This window comes from Streptomyces sp. SCUT-3, assembly GCF_014083985.1.
Lineage (GTDB): Bacteria > Actinomycetota > Actinomycetes > Streptomycetales > Streptomycetaceae > Streptomyces_H > Streptomyces_H thermolineatus.
This window is the reverse complement of record NZ_CP046907.1, coordinates 2,471,218-2,488,542: the sequence shown is the minus strand read 5'-3', so window position 1 is coordinate 2,488,542 and position 17,325 is coordinate 2,471,218. Positions and strand designations below refer to the sequence as shown.

At 67.7% G+C, this 17,325-nt stretch carries 16 protein-coding genes; 10 read left to right on the top strand and 6 right to left on the bottom strand.

Going from position 1 to position 17,325, the window contains the following annotated elements; genetic code table 11:
• Positions 1-53 precede the first annotated feature (53 nt).
• From GQS52_RS10880 to GQS52_RS28390, 3 genes are all read right to left on the bottom strand, one after another.
• Positions 54-862 (bottom strand): IS5 family transposase gene (locus GQS52_RS10880; RefSeq protein ID WP_182311743.1). Its coding sequence is split into 2 segments (ribosomal slippage): positions 54-514 and positions 514-862, totalling 810 coding nucleotides; the frame shifts between segments, so codons are not numbered across the junction.
• 88 nt (positions 863-950) lie between these two features.
• Positions 951-1,976, bottom strand: a complete 1,026-nt coding sequence (locus GQS52_RS10875; RefSeq protein WP_182313201.1) for a Cfr10I/Bse634I family restriction endonuclease — start codon at positions 1,974-1,976, stop codon at positions 951-953.
• Positions 1,930-2,166: a helix-turn-helix transcriptional regulator gene (locus tag GQS52_RS28390; protein ID WP_346268272.1), complete on the bottom strand. Its 237-nt coding sequence runs from the start codon at positions 2,164-2,166 to the stop codon at positions 1,930-1,932. Before GQS52_RS28390 ends, GQS52_RS10875 begins: the two co-directional genes overlap by 47 nt.
• A gap of 171 nt (positions 2,167-2,337) precedes the next feature.
• On the opposite strand from GQS52_RS28390, the gene GQS52_RS10865 reads away from it, so the two are divergent.
• From GQS52_RS10865 to GQS52_RS10850, 4 genes are all read left to right on the top strand, one after another.
• Positions 2,338-3,570: a DNA cytosine methyltransferase gene (locus tag GQS52_RS10865; protein WP_220472754.1), complete on the top strand. Its 1,233-nt coding sequence runs from the start codon at positions 2,338-2,340 to the stop codon at positions 3,568-3,570.
• A 112-nt stretch (positions 3,571-3,682) separates the two neighbouring features.
• Positions 3,683-5,125: an AAA family ATPase gene (locus tag GQS52_RS10860; protein ID WP_182313198.1), complete on the top strand. Its 1,443-nt coding sequence runs from the start codon at positions 3,683-3,685 to the stop codon at positions 5,123-5,125.
• A gap of 255 nt (positions 5,126-5,380) precedes the next feature.
• The gene (locus tag GQS52_RS10855) at positions 5,381-5,569 is read left to right on the top strand and encodes a hypothetical protein (RefSeq protein WP_259370702.1); all 189 of its coding nucleotides are present in this window, start codon (positions 5,381-5,383) and stop codon (positions 5,567-5,569) included.
• Positions 5,570-6,503: 934 nt separating this feature from the next.
• Positions 6,504-7,367, top strand: a complete 864-nt coding sequence (locus GQS52_RS10850; RefSeq protein WP_182313196.1) for a hypothetical protein — start codon at positions 6,504-6,506, stop codon at positions 7,365-7,367.
• Between the two features lie 266 nt (positions 7,368-7,633).
• Here the strand turns inward: GQS52_RS10850 and GQS52_RS10845 are convergent, their stop codons facing one another.
• Both GQS52_RS10845 and phoU read right to left on the bottom strand, forming a co-directional pair.
• Positions 7,634-8,659, bottom strand: a complete 1,026-nt coding sequence (locus GQS52_RS10845) for an IS30 family transposase (protein WP_182316161.1) — start codon at positions 8,657-8,659, stop codon at positions 7,634-7,636.
• A gap of 845 nt (positions 8,660-9,504) precedes the next feature.
• Positions 9,505-10,185, bottom strand: coding sequence for a phosphate signaling complex protein PhoU (gene phoU, locus GQS52_RS10840; protein ID WP_182313195.1), 681 nt, complete (start codon positions 10,183-10,185; stop codon positions 9,505-9,507).
• Between the two features lie 221 nt (positions 10,186-10,406).
• On the opposite strand from phoU, the gene GQS52_RS10835 reads away from it, so the two are divergent.
• The gene (locus tag GQS52_RS10835; protein ID WP_182313194.1) at positions 10,407-11,675 is read left to right on the top strand and encodes an ATP-binding protein; all 1,269 of its coding nucleotides are present in this window, start codon (positions 10,407-10,409) and stop codon (positions 11,673-11,675) included.
• Entirely contained in the window at positions 11,672-12,352 is a 681-nt protein-coding gene (locus tag GQS52_RS10830) for a response regulator transcription factor (protein ID WP_182313193.1), read from the top strand. The genes GQS52_RS10835 and GQS52_RS10830 overlap by 4 nt, the downstream gene beginning before the upstream one ends.
• A 201-nt stretch (positions 12,353-12,553) precedes the next feature.
• Here the strand turns inward: GQS52_RS10830 and GQS52_RS10825 are convergent, their stop codons facing one another.
• Positions 12,554-13,192, bottom strand: coding sequence for a DUF461 domain-containing protein (locus tag GQS52_RS10825; protein WP_182313192.1), 639 nt, complete (start codon positions 13,190-13,192; stop codon positions 12,554-12,556).
• 521 nt (positions 13,193-13,713) lie between these two features.
• Between GQS52_RS10825 and GQS52_RS10820 the strand changes: the two genes are divergently transcribed.
• The 4 genes from GQS52_RS10820 (at position 13,714) to cysS (ending at position 17,268) form a co-directional block, all read left to right on the top strand.
• The gene (locus GQS52_RS10820; RefSeq protein WP_182313191.1) at positions 13,714-14,196 is read left to right on the top strand and encodes a CarD family transcriptional regulator; all 483 of its coding nucleotides are present in this window, start codon (positions 13,714-13,716) and stop codon (positions 14,194-14,196) included.
• Positions 14,197-14,420: 224 nt separating this feature from the next.
• Positions 14,421-15,170, top strand: coding sequence for a 2-C-methyl-D-erythritol 4-phosphate cytidylyltransferase (gene ispD, locus GQS52_RS10815; RefSeq protein WP_182316360.1), 750 nt, complete (start codon positions 14,421-14,423; stop codon positions 15,168-15,170).
• Entirely contained in the window at positions 15,160-15,669 is a 510-nt protein-coding gene (gene ispF / locus GQS52_RS10810; protein WP_182313190.1) for a 2-C-methyl-D-erythritol 2,4-cyclodiphosphate synthase, read from the top strand. Before ispD ends, ispF begins: the two co-directional genes overlap by 11 nt.
• 201 nt (positions 15,670-15,870) lie before the next feature.
• A complete protein-coding gene (gene cysS / locus GQS52_RS10805) occupies positions 15,871-17,268 on the top strand; it encodes a cysteine--tRNA ligase (RefSeq protein WP_182313189.1) in 1,398 nt (465 codons plus the stop codon).
• Positions 17,269-17,325: the final 57 nt, after the last annotated feature.

The following is a 17,325-nucleotide window of genomic DNA, read 5'->3' as shown; positions in this document are numbered from 1 at the left end:
AGCTCCAGCCCAAAGCCGCTCTACCGACCGCAGCCTTAGAGCTCGTAACACGATCATGAGTTGGCCTTCTTGAGGCGTCTCCAGCAGATGAGGCTGCAGGCGAGGGAGACGAAGGCGTCGTGGAGCTCGGTGCGGCGTTCCCAGCGGACGGCGAGGCGCTTGAACTGGTGGAGGAGGGCGAAGGTCTGCTCGACGACGTAGCGGAGCTTGCCCAGGCCCTTGATGTTAGGCCTGCCCTTGCGGGAGATGACCGGCAGGATCCGGCGTTTGCGCAGTTCGCGGCGGTTGGGGTTGGAGTCGTAGCCCTTGTCTCCGAGGAGGGCCTCGGGGCGCCGGCGGGGTCGGCCCGGGCGGCCGGCGACGGGTGGGACTCCGTCGACCAGGGCGAGGGTCTGGGTGACGTCGTTGACGTTGGCCGCGGTGGTGATGACCTTGAGCGGGGTGCCGCGTCCGTCGCAGATCAGGTGGTGTTTGCTGCCCGTCTTCCGCCGGTCGACCGGCGACGGACCGGTGTCGGCTCCCCCTTTTTGGCGCGGACGTGGGAACCGTCGACGCATGCTCTGGACCAGTCCAGCTCGCCGGCCGCGTGCAGCCTGGCGAGCAGGACGCGGTGCAGTTGGTCGAAGACTCCGGCCTGTTGCCAGCGCTCGAGGCGCCGCCAGCAGGTCTGACCAGAGCCGAACCCCAGCTCAAGGGGGAGCAGTTGCCAGGCGATGTCGTTGTACAGGACGTAGAGGATGCCCTGCAGGCACAGCCGGTCCGGCACGGGCCGTGGACCGGGAGCCTTCTCGGGCCAGGGTGGCAGGAGCGGCTCGATCAGCGCCCACAGGTCATCGTCCACGATCCACGGCCGGGTAGTCACACCCTCTCGAACGGCCGAATCGTCACACCGGTCACGGCCTACCAGGGCAGTTCAACAAGATCGTGTTACGAGCTCTTACACTGATCCCTTAACCGAGAGTGGACACCAAAGACATCCGCTCATTAAGGAATCCCAAGAACCTTTTCACGAGATGGGTGGCAGTCTCAGGGATGTAAAGCTCTCTCACCGCCCGATGGATGTCCGGACGGTCCTCTGCAACCGCATACAGAGAGGCCGCTGTATACGTGTTCAGCGCGTCCGTTCCTTCGAGAGACAAGGTATGCACTTCGAATTCCACCCGGGGGGCACCGAGCCTCCCCTCCAGCAGAAGCTGCATCACATTGGCCTCATACAAAGGCTGGTAGAGCCTATCGCTGCGCAAGCTCTTTTTGAACGCCACGGCCAGAATTATTTCGCCCGGCTCCACCCGCCCTTCAACGAGTTTGTGCGCATGGCGAAGTTCGGCTTGCGACGGATGCTTCAGATCCGGCAAGCCATCAGCCCATAGATCCAGCTCCCTGAGTTCCTCGGGCACGACAACAACAGCCAGGTCCGGGGTTGATGTAGGGAGCCCCAGCTCCTTCCCTCCCAACCCGGCTCTAATTTCCTCGATCTTATCCCGGGCCTCTGGCACGAGCAGTTGGACCCAGTCATAGTCCCGAGGCAAATTGAGCACAGCCACCTGCCGCGACGGAGCAGGCTGAGTGTTAGGCTTCGCATAGCGAGGTGCCGAAACCCAGCTTCCAGTCCGCATATAGAAATTCCAACGCGCTGCAGCATTCCAAAGAACAGCGGACGAAATGATTTCGAAAATATCGCCGGCCACCTTGGCTACGGCAGCAGGGGAGACGCTGAAATCTACGCCATAGAGGAGCTGCCCTTCCTTCTTGGCGTTTTCGATCGGCCTATCGATGATCTGCCCGTACGGCATGCCATTCACGCCCGCTTCTGCGAAACCTGGCACGAAGGACGGGAACGTGTAAGCCAGCATGTTTTGTTGAGCTAGCCGAAATTTCGTAGACCTATTACGAATAGGCGCATCCCGCAAGTCGGTGATGCACAGATCCTCAGTCGCTAAAGCTTGAGTCGCCACCTGACTGAAGGTGAACGGCACGTGCCCCCTCCTCTGCGCGCTTGACCAACTCGTGAAGAGGCACCCCTAGGGCATCAGCGAGGCGCACAAGCGTCTGTAGAGCGGGGTTCCTCTGTCCGCGCTCCAGGCCACTCACGTAGGTCCGGTCTAGGCCTGACTCCACGGATAGACGCTCCTGCGACCATCCCAGCTCTGTTCTGACAGCCCGCACAGCCAGGCCGAACGAAGATCGCAAGTCGAGCACGCCACGAACCGTAGACTGCTGATGACACAGTGACCACGGAATATAAGTCACATCCGCCGGCGTGCAGCTAGGATGTGCCAGTCTGCCAGCGGCCACGGTTAGGGTCAGGGCAGCTACGAAGGGTGGGAAGTAATGTCAGTGTTCCGAGCAGTCTCACTGTTCTCGGGCTGCGGCGGCTTCTGTGAGGGTGTGCGACTCGCAGGGTTCAGCGTCGAGGCGGCGGTCGAGATGGACCGTTTTGCGGCAGTTACGTACAGGCATAACTTCCCCGAGGTCCCTCTCTTCGAAGGAGACGTACACTATTTCCTCAAGCCCGAGTCAGCTGAGTGGCAAGAGGAGCGTCATCGCTTCGAAGCGGTTGAGCGAGGCAACATCGACATGCTTTTCGGGGGGCCTCCGTGTCAGGGCTATAGCCAGATCGGCACTCGCCTCCTAGACGATCCGCGCAACGAGCTTTACGGCGAATACGTGCGAGTTTTGAAGGAACTTCGACCTAAGGTATTCCTTATGGAGAATGTTCCCAACATGCTCCTCCTTGCTAAGGGCCGCTTCAAACGTGCCGCGCTTGCTGCATTTGCCGAGGCTGGATACACGAATAGTGGCGTCGTCGTCGTGACCGCTAGCGATTACGGCGTCCCACAACTTCGTAAGCGGGCCATTTTCTTCGGGGTGCGTGACGAGGAGGACCTCGGCATGGAAGCCGGCGCTTTCCTCCAAGCTGCACTCGAAGTGCAGAAGCAACCAGAGTACACCGTACGTCAGGCGATCCGGGACATTCCTGAGGAAACGGCAGTTCACTATGAGCCTCGCCCTTACCCGCGATCACGCGCCAACAGCCCGGTACTTGACGAAATGCGAATTGACCGTGACGGGCGCTGGTACTCATCTGAGTACAAGAAGACGGCGGCGGGTGGATCTGTAGCGCTCCACAATCATCACACCAAGGAGATCCAGCAACGCAGGAAAGAGCTGATTTCTTTGCTGGCTCCAGGGGCGAAAGCCGACTCACTTCCAAAGGAAATTTGGGATGGAGCTCGCCCGGAGAAGTGGCGTCGCTTGCACCCAGATAAGCCCGCGTACACGATCCTGGCCCAGATGCACCGCGACATGTCTGAGTGGGTGCACCCTAAGTTCCAGCGGTGGATCACGGTTAGAGAGGCCGCGCGCCTCCAGTCGTTCCACGACGGCTTCGTTTTTCAGACGAGTGAATGGCAGATGCTGAAGCAGATCGGGAACGCCGTTCCCCCTCTGATGGCGCGTGCACTTGCAGCAGCAGCCCAGCAGGCCTTGACGCAGCTCAATTCGCGAGATGCTTCTAAGCTCTCGTTCGCGGTCCCCGTCCAACAAATGCTGGCGCTTTCTTCCGCTTGATCATCCAGTCGCAAATCGGGCCCCCATGCCGTCAGATGACGGACCAAGCGCGAACATAGGAAGAGGCGGCGTGCCTAATAATACCCATCGCCCACTGCCCACTCTGAGCTCTTTGACTCACGAATGGAATACGGCACGGAACACGAGCAAAGGATGGCCTCTGTTCCTGGACTCGGTTCAGATCAATGGGTTGCGCGGCTGGACAGGGGAAGTGGTTGAATTCCGGTTCCCTGTTGTAGCTATCGCAGGTGAGAATGGAGCAGGAAAAAGCACCATCCTGAAGGCTGCGGCTGCCGCCTATACGGCAGAGCAGACTACCGGGCACACGTTTTACCCTGACGACTTTTTCCCCAATACTCCGTGGGAGAAAGTTGAGGGCGTCACGCTCACTTATCAAGTGAGGCGAGGGACAAAGATCGACACGCAGACGCTTCGCAAGCGCACAAGCCGCTGGCGAGGTATGCCTGACCGCTTCGCGCGTTCAATTTTTTTCCTCGATATCAGCCGTACCCAGCCCGTCAACACGCAGATTGGGTACGGAAAGGCTGCCACGCAGGCGAATTTCACGGCCGCAGTCACCCCATTTAACGAGTCGGACCGAGCCCTTCTGTCTCGGATCATGAACAGGCCTTACACATCCAGTGGCATGGCAACGTTCCAGAACAAGCAGGTTGGCGTCTTGAACGCGGGCGCCGGAGAATACTCCAACTTCCACCAGGGCGCAGGCGAGGATGCCACAGCCGACCTGGTGGATCTTCTCCGCTCCGCCCCTGATCGCTCTTTGATCATTATCGACGAAGTCGAAGCTTCCTTGCACCCTCGTGCGCAACGGCGTCTGATGGCTGAACTTTTCGAACTTGCGGAAAAACGCAAGATGCAGTTCATCCTTTCCACCCACTCGGCGACGATCATGGAACAGTTGCCTACGGAAGCCCGAATCTACATACAGACTCATCGCGGCGGCGGCCGTGATGTCCTTTACGGCGTTACGGCGAAATTCGCCATGTCTTTGATGGACGACGTCGACCACCCGGAATTGGTTTTGTTCTGCGAAGACGACAAGGCGGCAGTCCTGATTGACGCTTTGATTAACCAAGAGGCACCCGACTTGAGTCGCAGAGTGGAAATCATTGCGGCTGGCGCAGCGTCCACCGTGACTATTCTCGGAGGGCTGGCGCACGAAGGACGTCTCCCAAGTGTTTCGTTGGGTGTGCTAGACGCGGATCAATCGGAGCAGAGTGGCTGTGTGACGTTGCCCGGAACCCAGGCTCCCGAAAAGGAGTTGTTTGACTCTCTGGACGAAGCTTCTTGGGAAAAGGTCGCCATGCGCTTGGATGTCCGGGCGGGTGAACTTCTTCAAGCGGTTGATGACGCTCGTCAAATTGACAACCATCACGCTTGGACACGGCGAGTCGCGGAGCATCTAGGCCCGCGCGTGCGCACGGACCGAGTTTGGGAAGCAATAGCGGCGATCTGGGCCAAGGACGCCGTTTCTCCCACGGAGCGCGCCGCATTCGTACGGGCCCTTGAGCAGAGGCTGGTACCCGAGACGTAGGCGCTGTCCTCATCAGCATTCATGGACTGCCTGTGGACTGGCAACGGACACGTTGCTAGTCCGAGCTGTCCTGACCTGCAGGTTCGCCTCCTATAGTCACGGCCTCCGGAGCCGTGTGCGCTACCGGTTAGGTGCCAGCTCACACCAGAATGTCGCAGTCGACTACGCAGATAGGGTGCCGTCATAGTGCAGCTTCCAAATGATCCGGCGCACAGAGTCGACAGTAGAGCGGCCCTGTCGGACCACATACGTGCCTTGCGTGCCGATCTCCTCGAACGAGGCGGTGAGTGGGAGAACTCCACGCTTGAGCGTTACCTGGACGCGCTGGCGTCATGGATCGACGACTCGTCGGCCTGGCACCGGAACTTCGACCAAGAGGTGCCAGCGGATGGCGACTGGACGTTCTTCGCCCGTGCACTGAGCGCGGCAGTTGTGTACGAGTGACCTGAGAACGCCGTGTCAGATGGCTTCTAGAGCGAGTGGGGAACCGCGGTTGACACCGATGACCGTGAGCTCGCAACTGACACGGGTCCAAGCGGATTTGCCCAGGTCGGCACGGCTCTCTGGCCCCATCAGCGGTGATGCCCAAACTGAGGGCGCCGGCGTCGTCGTCACGGGTCGGCCGTCGCGGCTTGCTCTGGCCGAGAGCATCAGCGGCGTGGCTGAGGCCAGCGGGGGTGCAGCGAGGCATACGCGCGCCTGGTCGGTCGGCTGGCCCGCCGTCGTGGCTGACTGCCGTCGGCTGAGGTTCAGACCGGGCTGCATTGAGGGTGCCCCGGCCATCAGCCGAACGCGGCGCTGTCGGGGCAATGCTGGGCCGTCTCTGGGCCGTCCGAGGCCGCTCAACAGTGGCCAATGACGACCAACGACGACCACCAGACGCACGGGCTCACTGCCCCTGACCAGCAAAAATCCAGGTCACCAAGATCCCCGGCAAGACCCAGGGCAAGAAGAAGTAACCCCGCACGAACAAGCCCCCTTCCGGCGCTGTCCCTGCCGGAAGGGGGCTTTTTGTCGCCTCAGGGGGTGCGCATGCCGTTCTTCTGCAACTGCCGTACCCGGTCGCAGAGGTGCGCCGGCCGGAAGGAACCGGGTGAACGCGACCCGAGGTGAGAAAAGGCGCGCAGACGTGATTGAAGCCCCGTCAAGGTGCGGCCGCTCGCGCGAAGCGGCTTTGACCCATAGCCGTTCAAGCATCAAGTAACGAGCGTGATGTCGGCCACCGGGCGGAAACAGCTACGCCGTCAAGGGGGCACCTCCTCCCGAGCAGCGTCATTCCCACGTGTCCTGGTGACCATTTACACCGCTCCCACAAAGTCGGCGCTGCGGACATTGGCACCGGGAGCACCCACGTTCCGGGACCTACGAGGAGCCACCCATGTTCATCCGCGGATCATCCGCGTTCACGGCGCAGGCGCTGTGCACCGCAGCTCTCGCGACGGTAGTGGCCACCGCCACGCCGTCCTCGGCGCAGACGGCCGTTCCCTGCAACGAGAACGCCCTGTTCACCGCGATCGCCACCGCCAACTCCTCCGGAGGCAACACTCTCTTCCTGGCGCCGGGTTGCACCTACAGACTGACCTCGCCGCTGCCGCCGGTCACCAGCACTCTTGTCATCCACGCCAACCGCAGCACCATCACCCGTTCCTCCACTGCCGGCTTCGGCATCCTCACCGTGGGTGCGGCCGGTGATCTCAACATCCGCGATGTGACCATCACGAACGGAGACGCATCCGATTTTGGTGGCGGCATCGCGAACTTCGGTCGACTGACCGTGTCCCACAGCACCATCCGCGACAACCGCGCCAACTACTCGGGTGGCATCGGCGGAGTCGCGGGGACGACGACGCGGATCGAGAACAGCAACATCATGGACAACACCGCCAACGTCAACGGCGGGGGCGTCGCCAACGACGGCAACATGACCATCGTCAACAGCCGTGTTATCGACAACACCGCTACCACCGGCGTCGGCGGAGGCGCCGCCAACGACGGCACCCTGCAGATCCTCCGGAGCAACATCAACGAGAACCAGGCCCGCCGGGCCGGAGGCGTCGCCAACGTCGGAGGAGGCAGTACCACCATCACCGACAGCAACGTCAACACCAACACGGCTGCCGTGGCTCCCGGCGGCGTCCTGAACACGGGCGGAACCGTCGTGCTGAACTCCAGCCGGGTCAGGAACAACCAGCCCACCAACTGCGCCGGCAGCGATGTCCCCGTTCCGAACTGCACGGGCTGACACATCCGCCCCCCGGCCCGCTGCGCGCCACCTCGTCGGTCGGCTGTCCCGCCGTCGTTGCCGACTGCCGTCGGCCGAGGAGGATCGACGGCGACCGGCAGGGGCTCAGGGACAACGATCCTGAGCAGCGGAAACGCAAGCCGTTGAGATCCCCGGTACGACCCGGGCAAGAAGAAGCAGCCCTCCGCGAGAAGCGGGAAAAACAGGGCCCCGGTGGTGACCTTGTGGGTCTTGGGTTCAAGGGGTCGTCGCAACACCACTTGGTTTCAGGTGGTGAGTAGATCACGTAGACGCTCGGCTGGGGTATCCCAGCCGAGCGTCTTGCGTGGGCGGCCGTTGAGTTCCTGGGCGACGTGTTCGAGGTCTTCGGGACTGTGGACGCTCAGGTCGGTGCCCTTGGGGAAGTACTGGCGCAGGAGTCCGTTGGTGTTCTCGTTCGAGCCGCGTTGCCAGGGCGAGGCCGGGTCGCAGAAGTAGACGGGCATGCCGGTGGCCATGCTGAACTGCTGGTGGCGTGCCATCTCGCTGCCCTGGTCCCAGGTGAGGGAGCCGCGCAGGTGGGCGGGCAGGGTCTGGACCGTGGTGACGAGGCCGTCGCGGACGGTCTCGGCGTCGTGGACGCCGCCCGGCAGGTGGACCAGCATGGTGTACCGGGTGCTGCGCTCGACCAGGGTGGCGATCGCGGAGCGGCCGCCCGCGCCGATGATCAGGTCGCCTTCCCAGTGTCCGGGCACGGCCCGGTCCTCGACGTCGGCGGGACGGTCGCTGATCATCACCATGGGGTCGGTGAACCGAGGGGTGCGCCGCTGGGGGTCCCGGCGTGGTTTGCGGCGGGTGCGGCCGGAACGGACGGCAGCCTGGACCTCCCGCTTCAGGCCGCCGCGGGCCTGGAAGTACAGCGCCTGGTAGATCGTTTCCACGCTCACCCGCATGCTCTCGTCGTCGGGATGCTCCTTGCGTAGAGCGTGGCAGACCTGCTCCGGTGACCACCGCCGGCGCAGTCCGTCCCGGACGAAGCGGCGCAGCCGTCCCGCGCGCAGCAGCTTGCGCTCCTTGGGCCGGGGCCTGCGTGCGGCGGCCGCGCGGTGGGCGGCGTAGGGCCGGTAGCCCTCGGTGCCGGAGTTCGCGTCGATCTCCCGCTTGACGGTGCTCGCCGGCCGTCCCAAGGCCCGTCCGATCGCCCGCAGCGACTGCCCCGCCGCACGCAGATCACGGATCTTCTCGCGCTCGGCGAGCGTCAGGAATCGCGGGTGAAGCTGCTTCTCCAGGGCGGTCAGGCCCACCGGTGGCATGGTCACACCGCACATCGTGACGGTCCCGGCCGCGTAGTCGACACGGCGCCCGTCCGGATAGATGCGCGAAGAGCGGGTCTTCTTGACGCCCCAGTCCCAGTCCTTGGCCGTGCGCTCGTTCACACCGACCTGCCGGGCCGCAACCCGGCGTGCGACACCGGCGGCCCGAAGCCGCTCGTACTCGTCCCGCCGGGGATGCCGGCGCGGCCGGCGCTCCGAACGCCGCCCGGCCTTCCGGGCCCAGCCGAAGGCAGTGTTCCGGTTCACCCCCAGCTCCCGGGCCACCACAGTCACGTTCCCCACGACGTCCAGCCGCGCAAGGAAACGCTCCCGCAGCCCGGAAAAATCATCACGCTCAACGCCCACGGTCCCCGCAACTCCCACAGATCGCGGGTGTTGCGAGGACCGTTAGAACCCAAGGGTCACCACCGGGGCCCGGGCGCGTGCGTGCGTCCGGTCAGCAGCTTCCGCCGCAGTTGCAGGAGGAGCCGGACTGGCAGCCGCAGCTGCAGCTCGAGCCGCAGCCGCACGCGGCCGGCGGCTGTGCGGGGGACCCGCCCGGAAGACGGTCGACGTTGGGGGGCATGCGAAGGTCCGACATGGAACTCCTCCTCGGCTGTGCCTGATGCTGTGCCTGACTGCCACCCGCCAGTCCACCGCGCCACCGCCGCCGCATCAATGTCGCACCGACGGCGCACGGGAGCACAGGGTGTATTCGCCCCGGTCCGCCACCGCGCCCGCGAGCCCGGGCGCACGGTTCGGGAACCGTGCGCCCGGGCTCGTCGTGACGGTCTGGTCTGCCGCCGTGTCCCGGGCCGCCGTCCGGACACGGCCCGGCCCCGGGGTCAGACGGTGCCGTCGGTCTCCGGGACGGCCGTGAGCTCGTCGGCGTGCTCGCCGGTCACCAGGTAGACCACCCGCTTGGCGACCGAGACGGCGTGGTCGGCGTACCGCTCGTAGTACCGGCCGCACAGGGTGACGTCGACGGCGGTCTCGATGCCGTGCGCCCAGCGGTCGTCGAGCAGGTGCTGGAACAGGGCGCGGTGGAACTGGTCCATCTCGTCGTCGTCCTGCTCCAGCTGCAGGGCCAGGTCGACGTCCTTGGTGATGATGACCTCGGCGGCCTTGGCGACCAGCCGCTGGGCCAGGTGGCCCATCTCCAGGACGGTGCTGTGCAGGTCCTGCGGGACGGCGGACTCGGGGAACCGCAGGCGGGCGAGCTTGGCGACGTGCCGGGCCAGGTCGCCGCAGCGCTCCAGGTCGGCGCTCATCCGCAGGCTCGTCACCACTATCCGCAGGTCGGTGGCGACCGGCTGCTGGCGGGCCAGCAGGGTGATGGCGCGGTTCTCCAGGTCGCGCTGGAGGTCGTCGACCTTCTCGTCCGCGGCGATCACACTCTCGGCCAGCTTCAGGTCCGCGTCGAGCAGCGCGGTGGTGGCGCGGCCGATCGCGGACCCGACCAGCCGGGCCATCTCGACCAGTCCGTCGCCGATCGAGTCGAGCTCCTCGTGGTAAGCGTCGCGCATCGTAGTCCTCTCACTGTCTGGGAACCGGCGCTCCTGGCGCCTCACCCTCGCACACGGCGCACTGCCGGTGGAGCCGCCACCCACGCTGCGACCGGCACGCGTACCGGGCGAACCGCCGGAATGAACCACTTCCGTCACCCGGGTGAACTCTTGGCAACGAGTGTTCGAGCCGGTGACCTTATGCATGTTTTGCTCCCGCCTTTCGCGCATACCCTGGCGGCATGGACGTCAACGCGGCACTCGCCGCAGGCAGTGCGATCGCCGGGGTGTGCACCGGGGTGGTCGCCATGCTCGCGTTCCGCTGGAGCGAACGCGAGCAGGCCGGCGTCACCCGTGCCTCCCTGCACACCGAGGCCGTGCTGCCCCCCGGTGTGGACACCGTGCTGTCGGTGCTGCGCTCCTCCGCCGTGGTCCTCGACGAGGGCGACGCCGTCGTCAAGGCCAGCTCCGCCGCCTACGCCCTCGGACTGGTGCGCGGAGGCCGGCTCGCCGTCGACCAGCTGCTGCAGATGGCCCGCGACACCCGCCGCGACGGGGAGATACGCCAGACCGAACTGGACCTGCCCCGCCGCGGCACCGGCAGGGGCGAGGCCCTGGCCGTCTCCGCACGGGTGGCCCCGCTCGGCTCCCGCCTGGTGCTCCTGCTGGTGGACGACCTCACCGAGTCGCGCCGCATCGAGGCGGTGCGCCGCGACTTCGTGGCCAACGTCAGCCACGAGCTCAAGACCCCGGTGGGGGCGCTCTCCCTGCTCTCCGAGGCCGTCATGGACGCCTGCGACGACCCCGAGGCCGTGCAGCGCTTCGCCGGCCGCATGCAGGCCGAGGCCACCCGCCTGACCAGCCTGGTGCAGGAGATCATCGACCTCTCCCGGGTGCAGAACGACGACCCGCTGGAGGACTCCGAGCCGGTGGCCGTCGACGACCTGGTCACCGAGGCGGTGGAGCGCTGCCGCCAGCAGGCGGCGACCAAGCAGATCACCATCGCCACCGGGGCCACGCCGGGCCTGTACATATGGGGGAGCCGCAGCCAGCTCGCCGCGGCCCTGGGCAACCTCGTGGAGAACGCGGTCAACTACAGCCCCGCGCGCACCCGTGTGGGGATCGCCGGGCGCGCCGTCTCCGCCGCCGGCGGCGACCTCGTCGAGATCTCGGTGACCGACCAGGGCATCGGGATCTCCGAGAAGGACCGGGACCGCATATTCGAGCGGTTCTACCGGGTCGACCCCGCGCGCTCGCGCGCCACGGGCGGCACCGGTCTCGGCCTGTCCATCGTCAAGCACGTGGCCGCCTCGCACGGTGGAGAGGTCACCGTGTGGAGCGCCGAGGGACAGGGCTCCACCTTCACCCTCCGACTGCCCCGGGCGTCCGCCGAACGAGGCGGACGCGACGGGCGGGGCGGTCGCGGAAACCGCGACGGCCTTTCCACCCCCGGGGCCGACACCGGTCCCGGAACCCCTGCTCACCTTCCTGCCCCGGAGGTCCTTCCGTGACCCGAGTGCTCGTCGTAGAGGACGAGGAGTCGTTCAGCGACGCACTGTCCTACATGCTCCGCAAGGAGGGATTCGAGGTCGCGGTGGCGACCACCGGACCGGACGGACTGGACGAGTTCGAGCGCAACGGCGCCGACCTGGTCCTGCTCGACCTGATGCTCCCAGGCCTGCCCGGCACCGAGGTGTGCCGGCAGCTGCGGGGCCGCTCCAACGTCCCCGTCATCATGGTTACCGCCAAGGACAGCGAGATCGACAAGGTCGTCGGCCTGGAGATAGGTGCCGACGACTACGTCACCAAGCCCTTCTCCTCCCGGGAGCTGGTGGCGCGCATCCGCGCGGTGCTGCGGCGCCGCGGGGAGCCGGAGGAGGTCGCCCCGGCGGCCCTGGAGGCCGGCCCGGTCCGCATGGACGTCGACCGCCACGTGGTGACCGTCTCCGGCGCCAAGGTCGACCTGCCGCTGAAGGAGTTCGACCTGCTGGAGATGCTGCTGCGCAACGCCGGCCGGGTGCTGACCCGCATGCAGCTCATCGACCGGGTCTGGGGCGCGGACTACGTCGGCGACACCAAGACGCTGGACGTCCACGTCAAGCGGCTGCGCGCCAAGATCGAGCCGGACCCGGGCGCGCCGCGCTACCTGGTGACGGTGCGGGGCCTGGGCTACAAGTTCGAGCCCTGACCGGCCCGTGCCCGGCCGCCCGGTCGGCCGGCCGGGCACGGCGACGGGGGAGAGCACGAAGGAGGCGGGGCACCCGGTACGACCGGGGGCCCCGCCTCCTTGCGTGCGCGTTCCTGCGCCTCCCGTACGGGCCCGTGCCCGGCCGGGCGGCCGTGCGGCCGCCCCCGGGCCACCGGGGCGCGCCGCACGGTGCCGGTGCCGTCAGTGGCCCGCGGAGGGCTTCTCCTCGTCGGCGGCCGGGGACTTCTCCGCGGCCGCGGGGGAGGCGGTCCCCTTCTCGGCGGTCTCGGAGGGCTTGGCGGAGGGGGAGGAGCTCCCGGACGGCGCGGACGCCTCGGAGCTCGGGCCGAAGGAGGCGTAGGTGCCGTGGGGGGAGACCACGTGCGCCTCGATGGCGACCTCGCCCTCGTCGCTGAACCTGAAGACGACCTTCTGGTAGTCGCCCGTGGTCACGCCGCTGTCCTTGGCCAGGGTGGCGGAGGCGTTGCCCTTGCCGCCGAGGACCAGGCTGCCGTTCGCGGGGACGACCACCTTGCCCCCGCCGCCGGCGGGGGAGAGCTCGACCGGCGCGCCGGCGCCGTCGACCGTGATCGACTCGATCGTCTGGTCCTTGGAGCCGTCGTTGAAGACGTTGGCGGAGACGGCGGTCGGCCCGGCGCCCTCGTCGGTCGTGATGACCACGGCGTTCTGGATCTTGATGTCGCCGACCGCGGTGGCGGCGTTGTCCGGCTTGATCTGCAGGCTCTCCGCGTCGTTGCCGGCCGCGCAGGCGGACAGCGGGGCGGCGGCGGCGAGGGCGAGGGCGGCGGCGAGGGCACCGCGTCGAAGGCTGCGGCTCACGGCGGCGGCATCTCCTTGGCTGGGATCGGATCGGGACGGTGACCTTCCGGCGGCCTTAGGTTACCGAGCCCCCCTCGGCGCCGCGCACCCGGCACCCCACCGCGCCCGGGGATGGTCCGATCGGCCCCGCGAGGAGGAGGGCGGGCATGTGTTCATGACACGTGCGGAGAATCCGCGGAGAATCCGTCCGGCCGCCCGGCAAGATCGAAATGCAATTCTTCATTCCGGCAATTTCCGGCCGGTGGTCCGGATGGTGGAACCCGGCCCTCCGAGGGGTCGGCCCGGGCGGACAAACGGGCGTTTTTCGCCCCGCTCTTCGAGGGGTTCGACGGGGCGTCAGGTGCGTTTCGGCTCTTCCTCATACCCGCTCCGACCTGCGAATACCCCTCCCGGAGCCCCGGTCCGAGCACGTCACGGGGGGCCTTGTCAAGCCCCGAGATATGCCCTGACCTGCGAAAACGCCATTCAGGTGAGGCTCCGGGCGTGTTACCCTGGATAGCCACGGAAGGGGTACCTGTCACATGACGTTCAAGGTTGGCGACACCGTGGTCTATCCCCATCACGGGGCTGCGTTGATCGAGGCCATCGAAACACGGCAGATCAAGGGCGTGGACAAGACCTACTTGGTGCTCAAGGTCGCCCAGGGCGACTTGACGGTGCGCGTGCCCGCGGACAACGCGGAGTTCGTCGGAGTGCGCGACGTGGTCGGTCAGGACGGGCTGGACCGGGTCTTCGAGGTGCTGCGCGCACCGTACACCGAGGAGCCCACCAACTGGTCGCGCCGCTACAAGGCGAACCTCGAGAAGCTCGCCTCCGGCGATGTCATCAAGGTCGCCGAGGTCGTCCGCGACCTGTGGCGCCGCGAGCGCGAGCGCGGACTGTCCGCCGGTGAGAAGCGAATGCTGGCCAAGGCGCGCCAGATCCTCGTCAGCGAGCTCGCTCTTGCCGAGAACACCAACGAGGACAAGGCCGAGACCCTGCTCGACGAGGTCCTCGCGTCCTGACACTGCGATGCCGCAGAGCCCTGCCGGTGTCGGCTCCCACCGCCGACACGAGCCGGGCGCTGCTGCATGTCCGTGGGCGCCCGCATGCCGTCGGCCGTTCCCGGGGCGCACGCCGCCGGTGACGGCGGGCGGCGCGCGACAGCAGGTGCCCGGCCGGACCGCCGCCGCTCCGTCCGGCGTGCACGGAAGGGGCCGGAAGGGCGTCGCGCCCGGCACGATGAGCGATACCCACATCGGTTGAGGACACAAACCTGAACACCGCAGCAGTAATTCCAGCCGCCGGCCGAGGAGTTCGGCTCGGCCCCGGCGCGCCCAAGGCGCTGCGCACGCTCAACGGCGTGCCCATCCTGGTGCACGCGGTCCGCGCACTCGCGCGCTCCCGCGCCGTCACCCTGATCGTGGTCGTCGCACCGCCGGACGGCGTGGCGGAGGTCCGCTCGCTGCTGGACACCCACGGCCTGCCCACGGCCGCGGACGTCCGGGTCGTCGCGGGCGGGGACACCCGGCAGGAGTCGGTGCGGCTCGGCCTGGCCGCCGTCCCCGAGGACGTCGAGACGGTGCTCGTCCACGACGCGGCGCGCCCCCTCGTGCCCGTCGAGACGGTCGACGCCGTCGTCGCGGCGGTGCGCGCCGGCTCGCCCGCCGTGGTCCCGGTCCTGCCGCTGGCCGACACCGTCAAGCAGGTCGAGCCCCGCGAGGACGGCCCCGAGCCCGTCGTCGGCACTCCGGAACGGTCCCTGCTGCGCGCCGTGCAGACCCCGCAGGGGTTCCGGCGCGACGTCCTGGCGGCCGCCCACGAGAAGGTCGCCGCCCGCGGCGAGGGCGCCACCGACGACGCCGGCATGGTCGAGAGCATCGGCGTGCAGGTCGTGGCCGTGCCCGGCCACGAGGAGGCGTTCAAGGTGACCAGGCCGCTGGACCTCGTCCTGGCCGAGGCCGTACTCGCCCGCAGGAGGGCCAACGATGGCTACTGAGCAGCAGGCGCAGCCGCTGCCGCCGCTGCCCCGCACCGGGATCGGCACCGACGTCCACGCATTCGAGGCCGGCCGGCCCCTGTGGGTCGCCGGCCTGGAGTGGGAGGGGTCCGGGTTCGGCCTCGCCGGCCACTCCGACGGCGACGTCGCCGCCCACGCCGCGTGCGACGCGCTGTTCTCCGCGGCCGGTGTCGGCGACCTCGGCGCGCACTTCGGCACCGACCGGCCGGAGTGGTCCGGGGCCTCCGGCACGACCCTCCTGCGCGAGGCCGCGCGCATCGTCCGCGACGCCGGGTTCCGGATCGGCAACGTCTCGGTCCAGGTGATCGGCGTGCGGCCGAAGATCGGCAGGCGCCGCGAGGAGGCGCAGCGGGTGCTCTCCGAGGCGGTGGGCGCCCCGGTCTCCGTCTCCGGCACCACCACCGACGGCCTCGGCCTGACCGGCCGCGCCGAAGGGCTGGCCGCGATCGCCACCGCCCTGGTCGTGCCGCTGCACTGAACGGCCCCCTCGGCCGGCACCCCGCGGCCCGCATCCCGCGGACGGGCCCGGGGTGTTCCCGGATTCGGGAACACCCCGGGCCCGTCCGCCGGGGCGCGGGAGGAGGCGGGGACGCGCCGGAGTCTTGCGAACACGTCACGCTTGGGCGGCGCGCACGCCGCCGGGGGCAGGGCACCCGGGTGCGCCCACTACCCTTGAGGGGTGACTATTCGCCTGTACGACACAGACGCGCGCCAGGTACGTGACTTCACCCCGCTGCGGCCGGGCTGTGTCTCGATCTACCTGTGCGGTGCCACCGTGCAGGCGGCCCCGCACATCGGCCACATCCGGTCGGGGCTCAACTTCGACATCATGCGCCGCTGGTTCGCGTACCGGGGCTACGAGGTGACGTTCGTCCGCAACGTCACCGACATCGACGACAAGATCCTCGCCAAGGCCGACGACTCCGGCACCCCCTGGTGGGCGATCGGCTACACCAACGAGCGCGCGTTCAACTCCGGCTACGACACCCTGGGCTGCCTGCCGCCCACCTACGAGCCGCGGGCCACCGGGCACGTCCCGGAGATGATCGAGATGATGCGCGGCCTGATCGAGCGCGGCCACGCCTACGCGGCCGACGGCAACGTCTACTTCGACGTCCGCTCCTGGCCCGGCTACCTGAGCCTGTCCAACCAGGACCTGGACAACCTCCTGCAGCCCTCCGGCGAGGGCGAGACGGGCAAGCGCGACCCCCGCGACTTCGCCATGTGGAAGGCCGCCAAGCCCGGCGAGCCGTCCTGGGAGACGCCCTGGGGCCGCGGCCGGCCCGGCTGGCACCTGGAGTGCTCGGCCATGGCCCACAAGTACCTGGGCGAGACCTTCGACATCCACGGCGGCGGCCTCGACCTCGTCTTCCCGCACCACGAGAACGAGATCGCCCAGGCCAAGGCCTACGGCGACGGGTTCGCCCGCTACTGGGTGCACAACGCCTGGGTGACCATGAGCGGCGAGAAGATGTCCAAGTCGCTCGGCAACTCGGTGCTGGTCTCCGAGATGGCCAAGCGCTGGCGCCCCCTCGTCCTCCGCTACTACCTGGGCACCCCGCACTACCGGTCCATGATCGAGTACAGCGAGGAGGCGCTGCGCGAGGCGGAGTCGGCCTTCGCGCGGATCGAGGGCTTCCTGCAGCGGGTCGTGGAACTGGCCGGGCCGGTCGACCCGGCGGCGGAGGTGCCGCCCGCCTTCGCCGCGGCGATGGACGACGACCTGGGCGTGCCCCAGGCGATGGCCGTCGTCCACACCACCGTCCGGCAGGGCAACGCGGCCCTGTCCGCCGACGACAAGGAGGCCGCCGTCGCGCGCGCCGCCGAGCTGCGCGCCATGCTCTCGGTGCTGGGCATGGACCCGCTCGACGAGCACTGGGCCGGCTCCGCGGAGCGCGGCGACGACCTCCACGGCGTCGTGGACTCCCTCGTGCGGCTGGTCCTGGACCAGCGGCAGGCCGCCCGCGCCCGCAAGGACTACGCCACCGCGGACGCCATCCGCGACCAGCTGGCCCAGGCCGGCCTGGCCGTCGAGGACACCCCCTCCGGGCCCCGCTGGTCCCTCGCGTCCCGCTGACCCGGCCGCACCGTCCCGACGGCCACGCCCACGCCCCTCCGCACCGTCCTCCCGCAG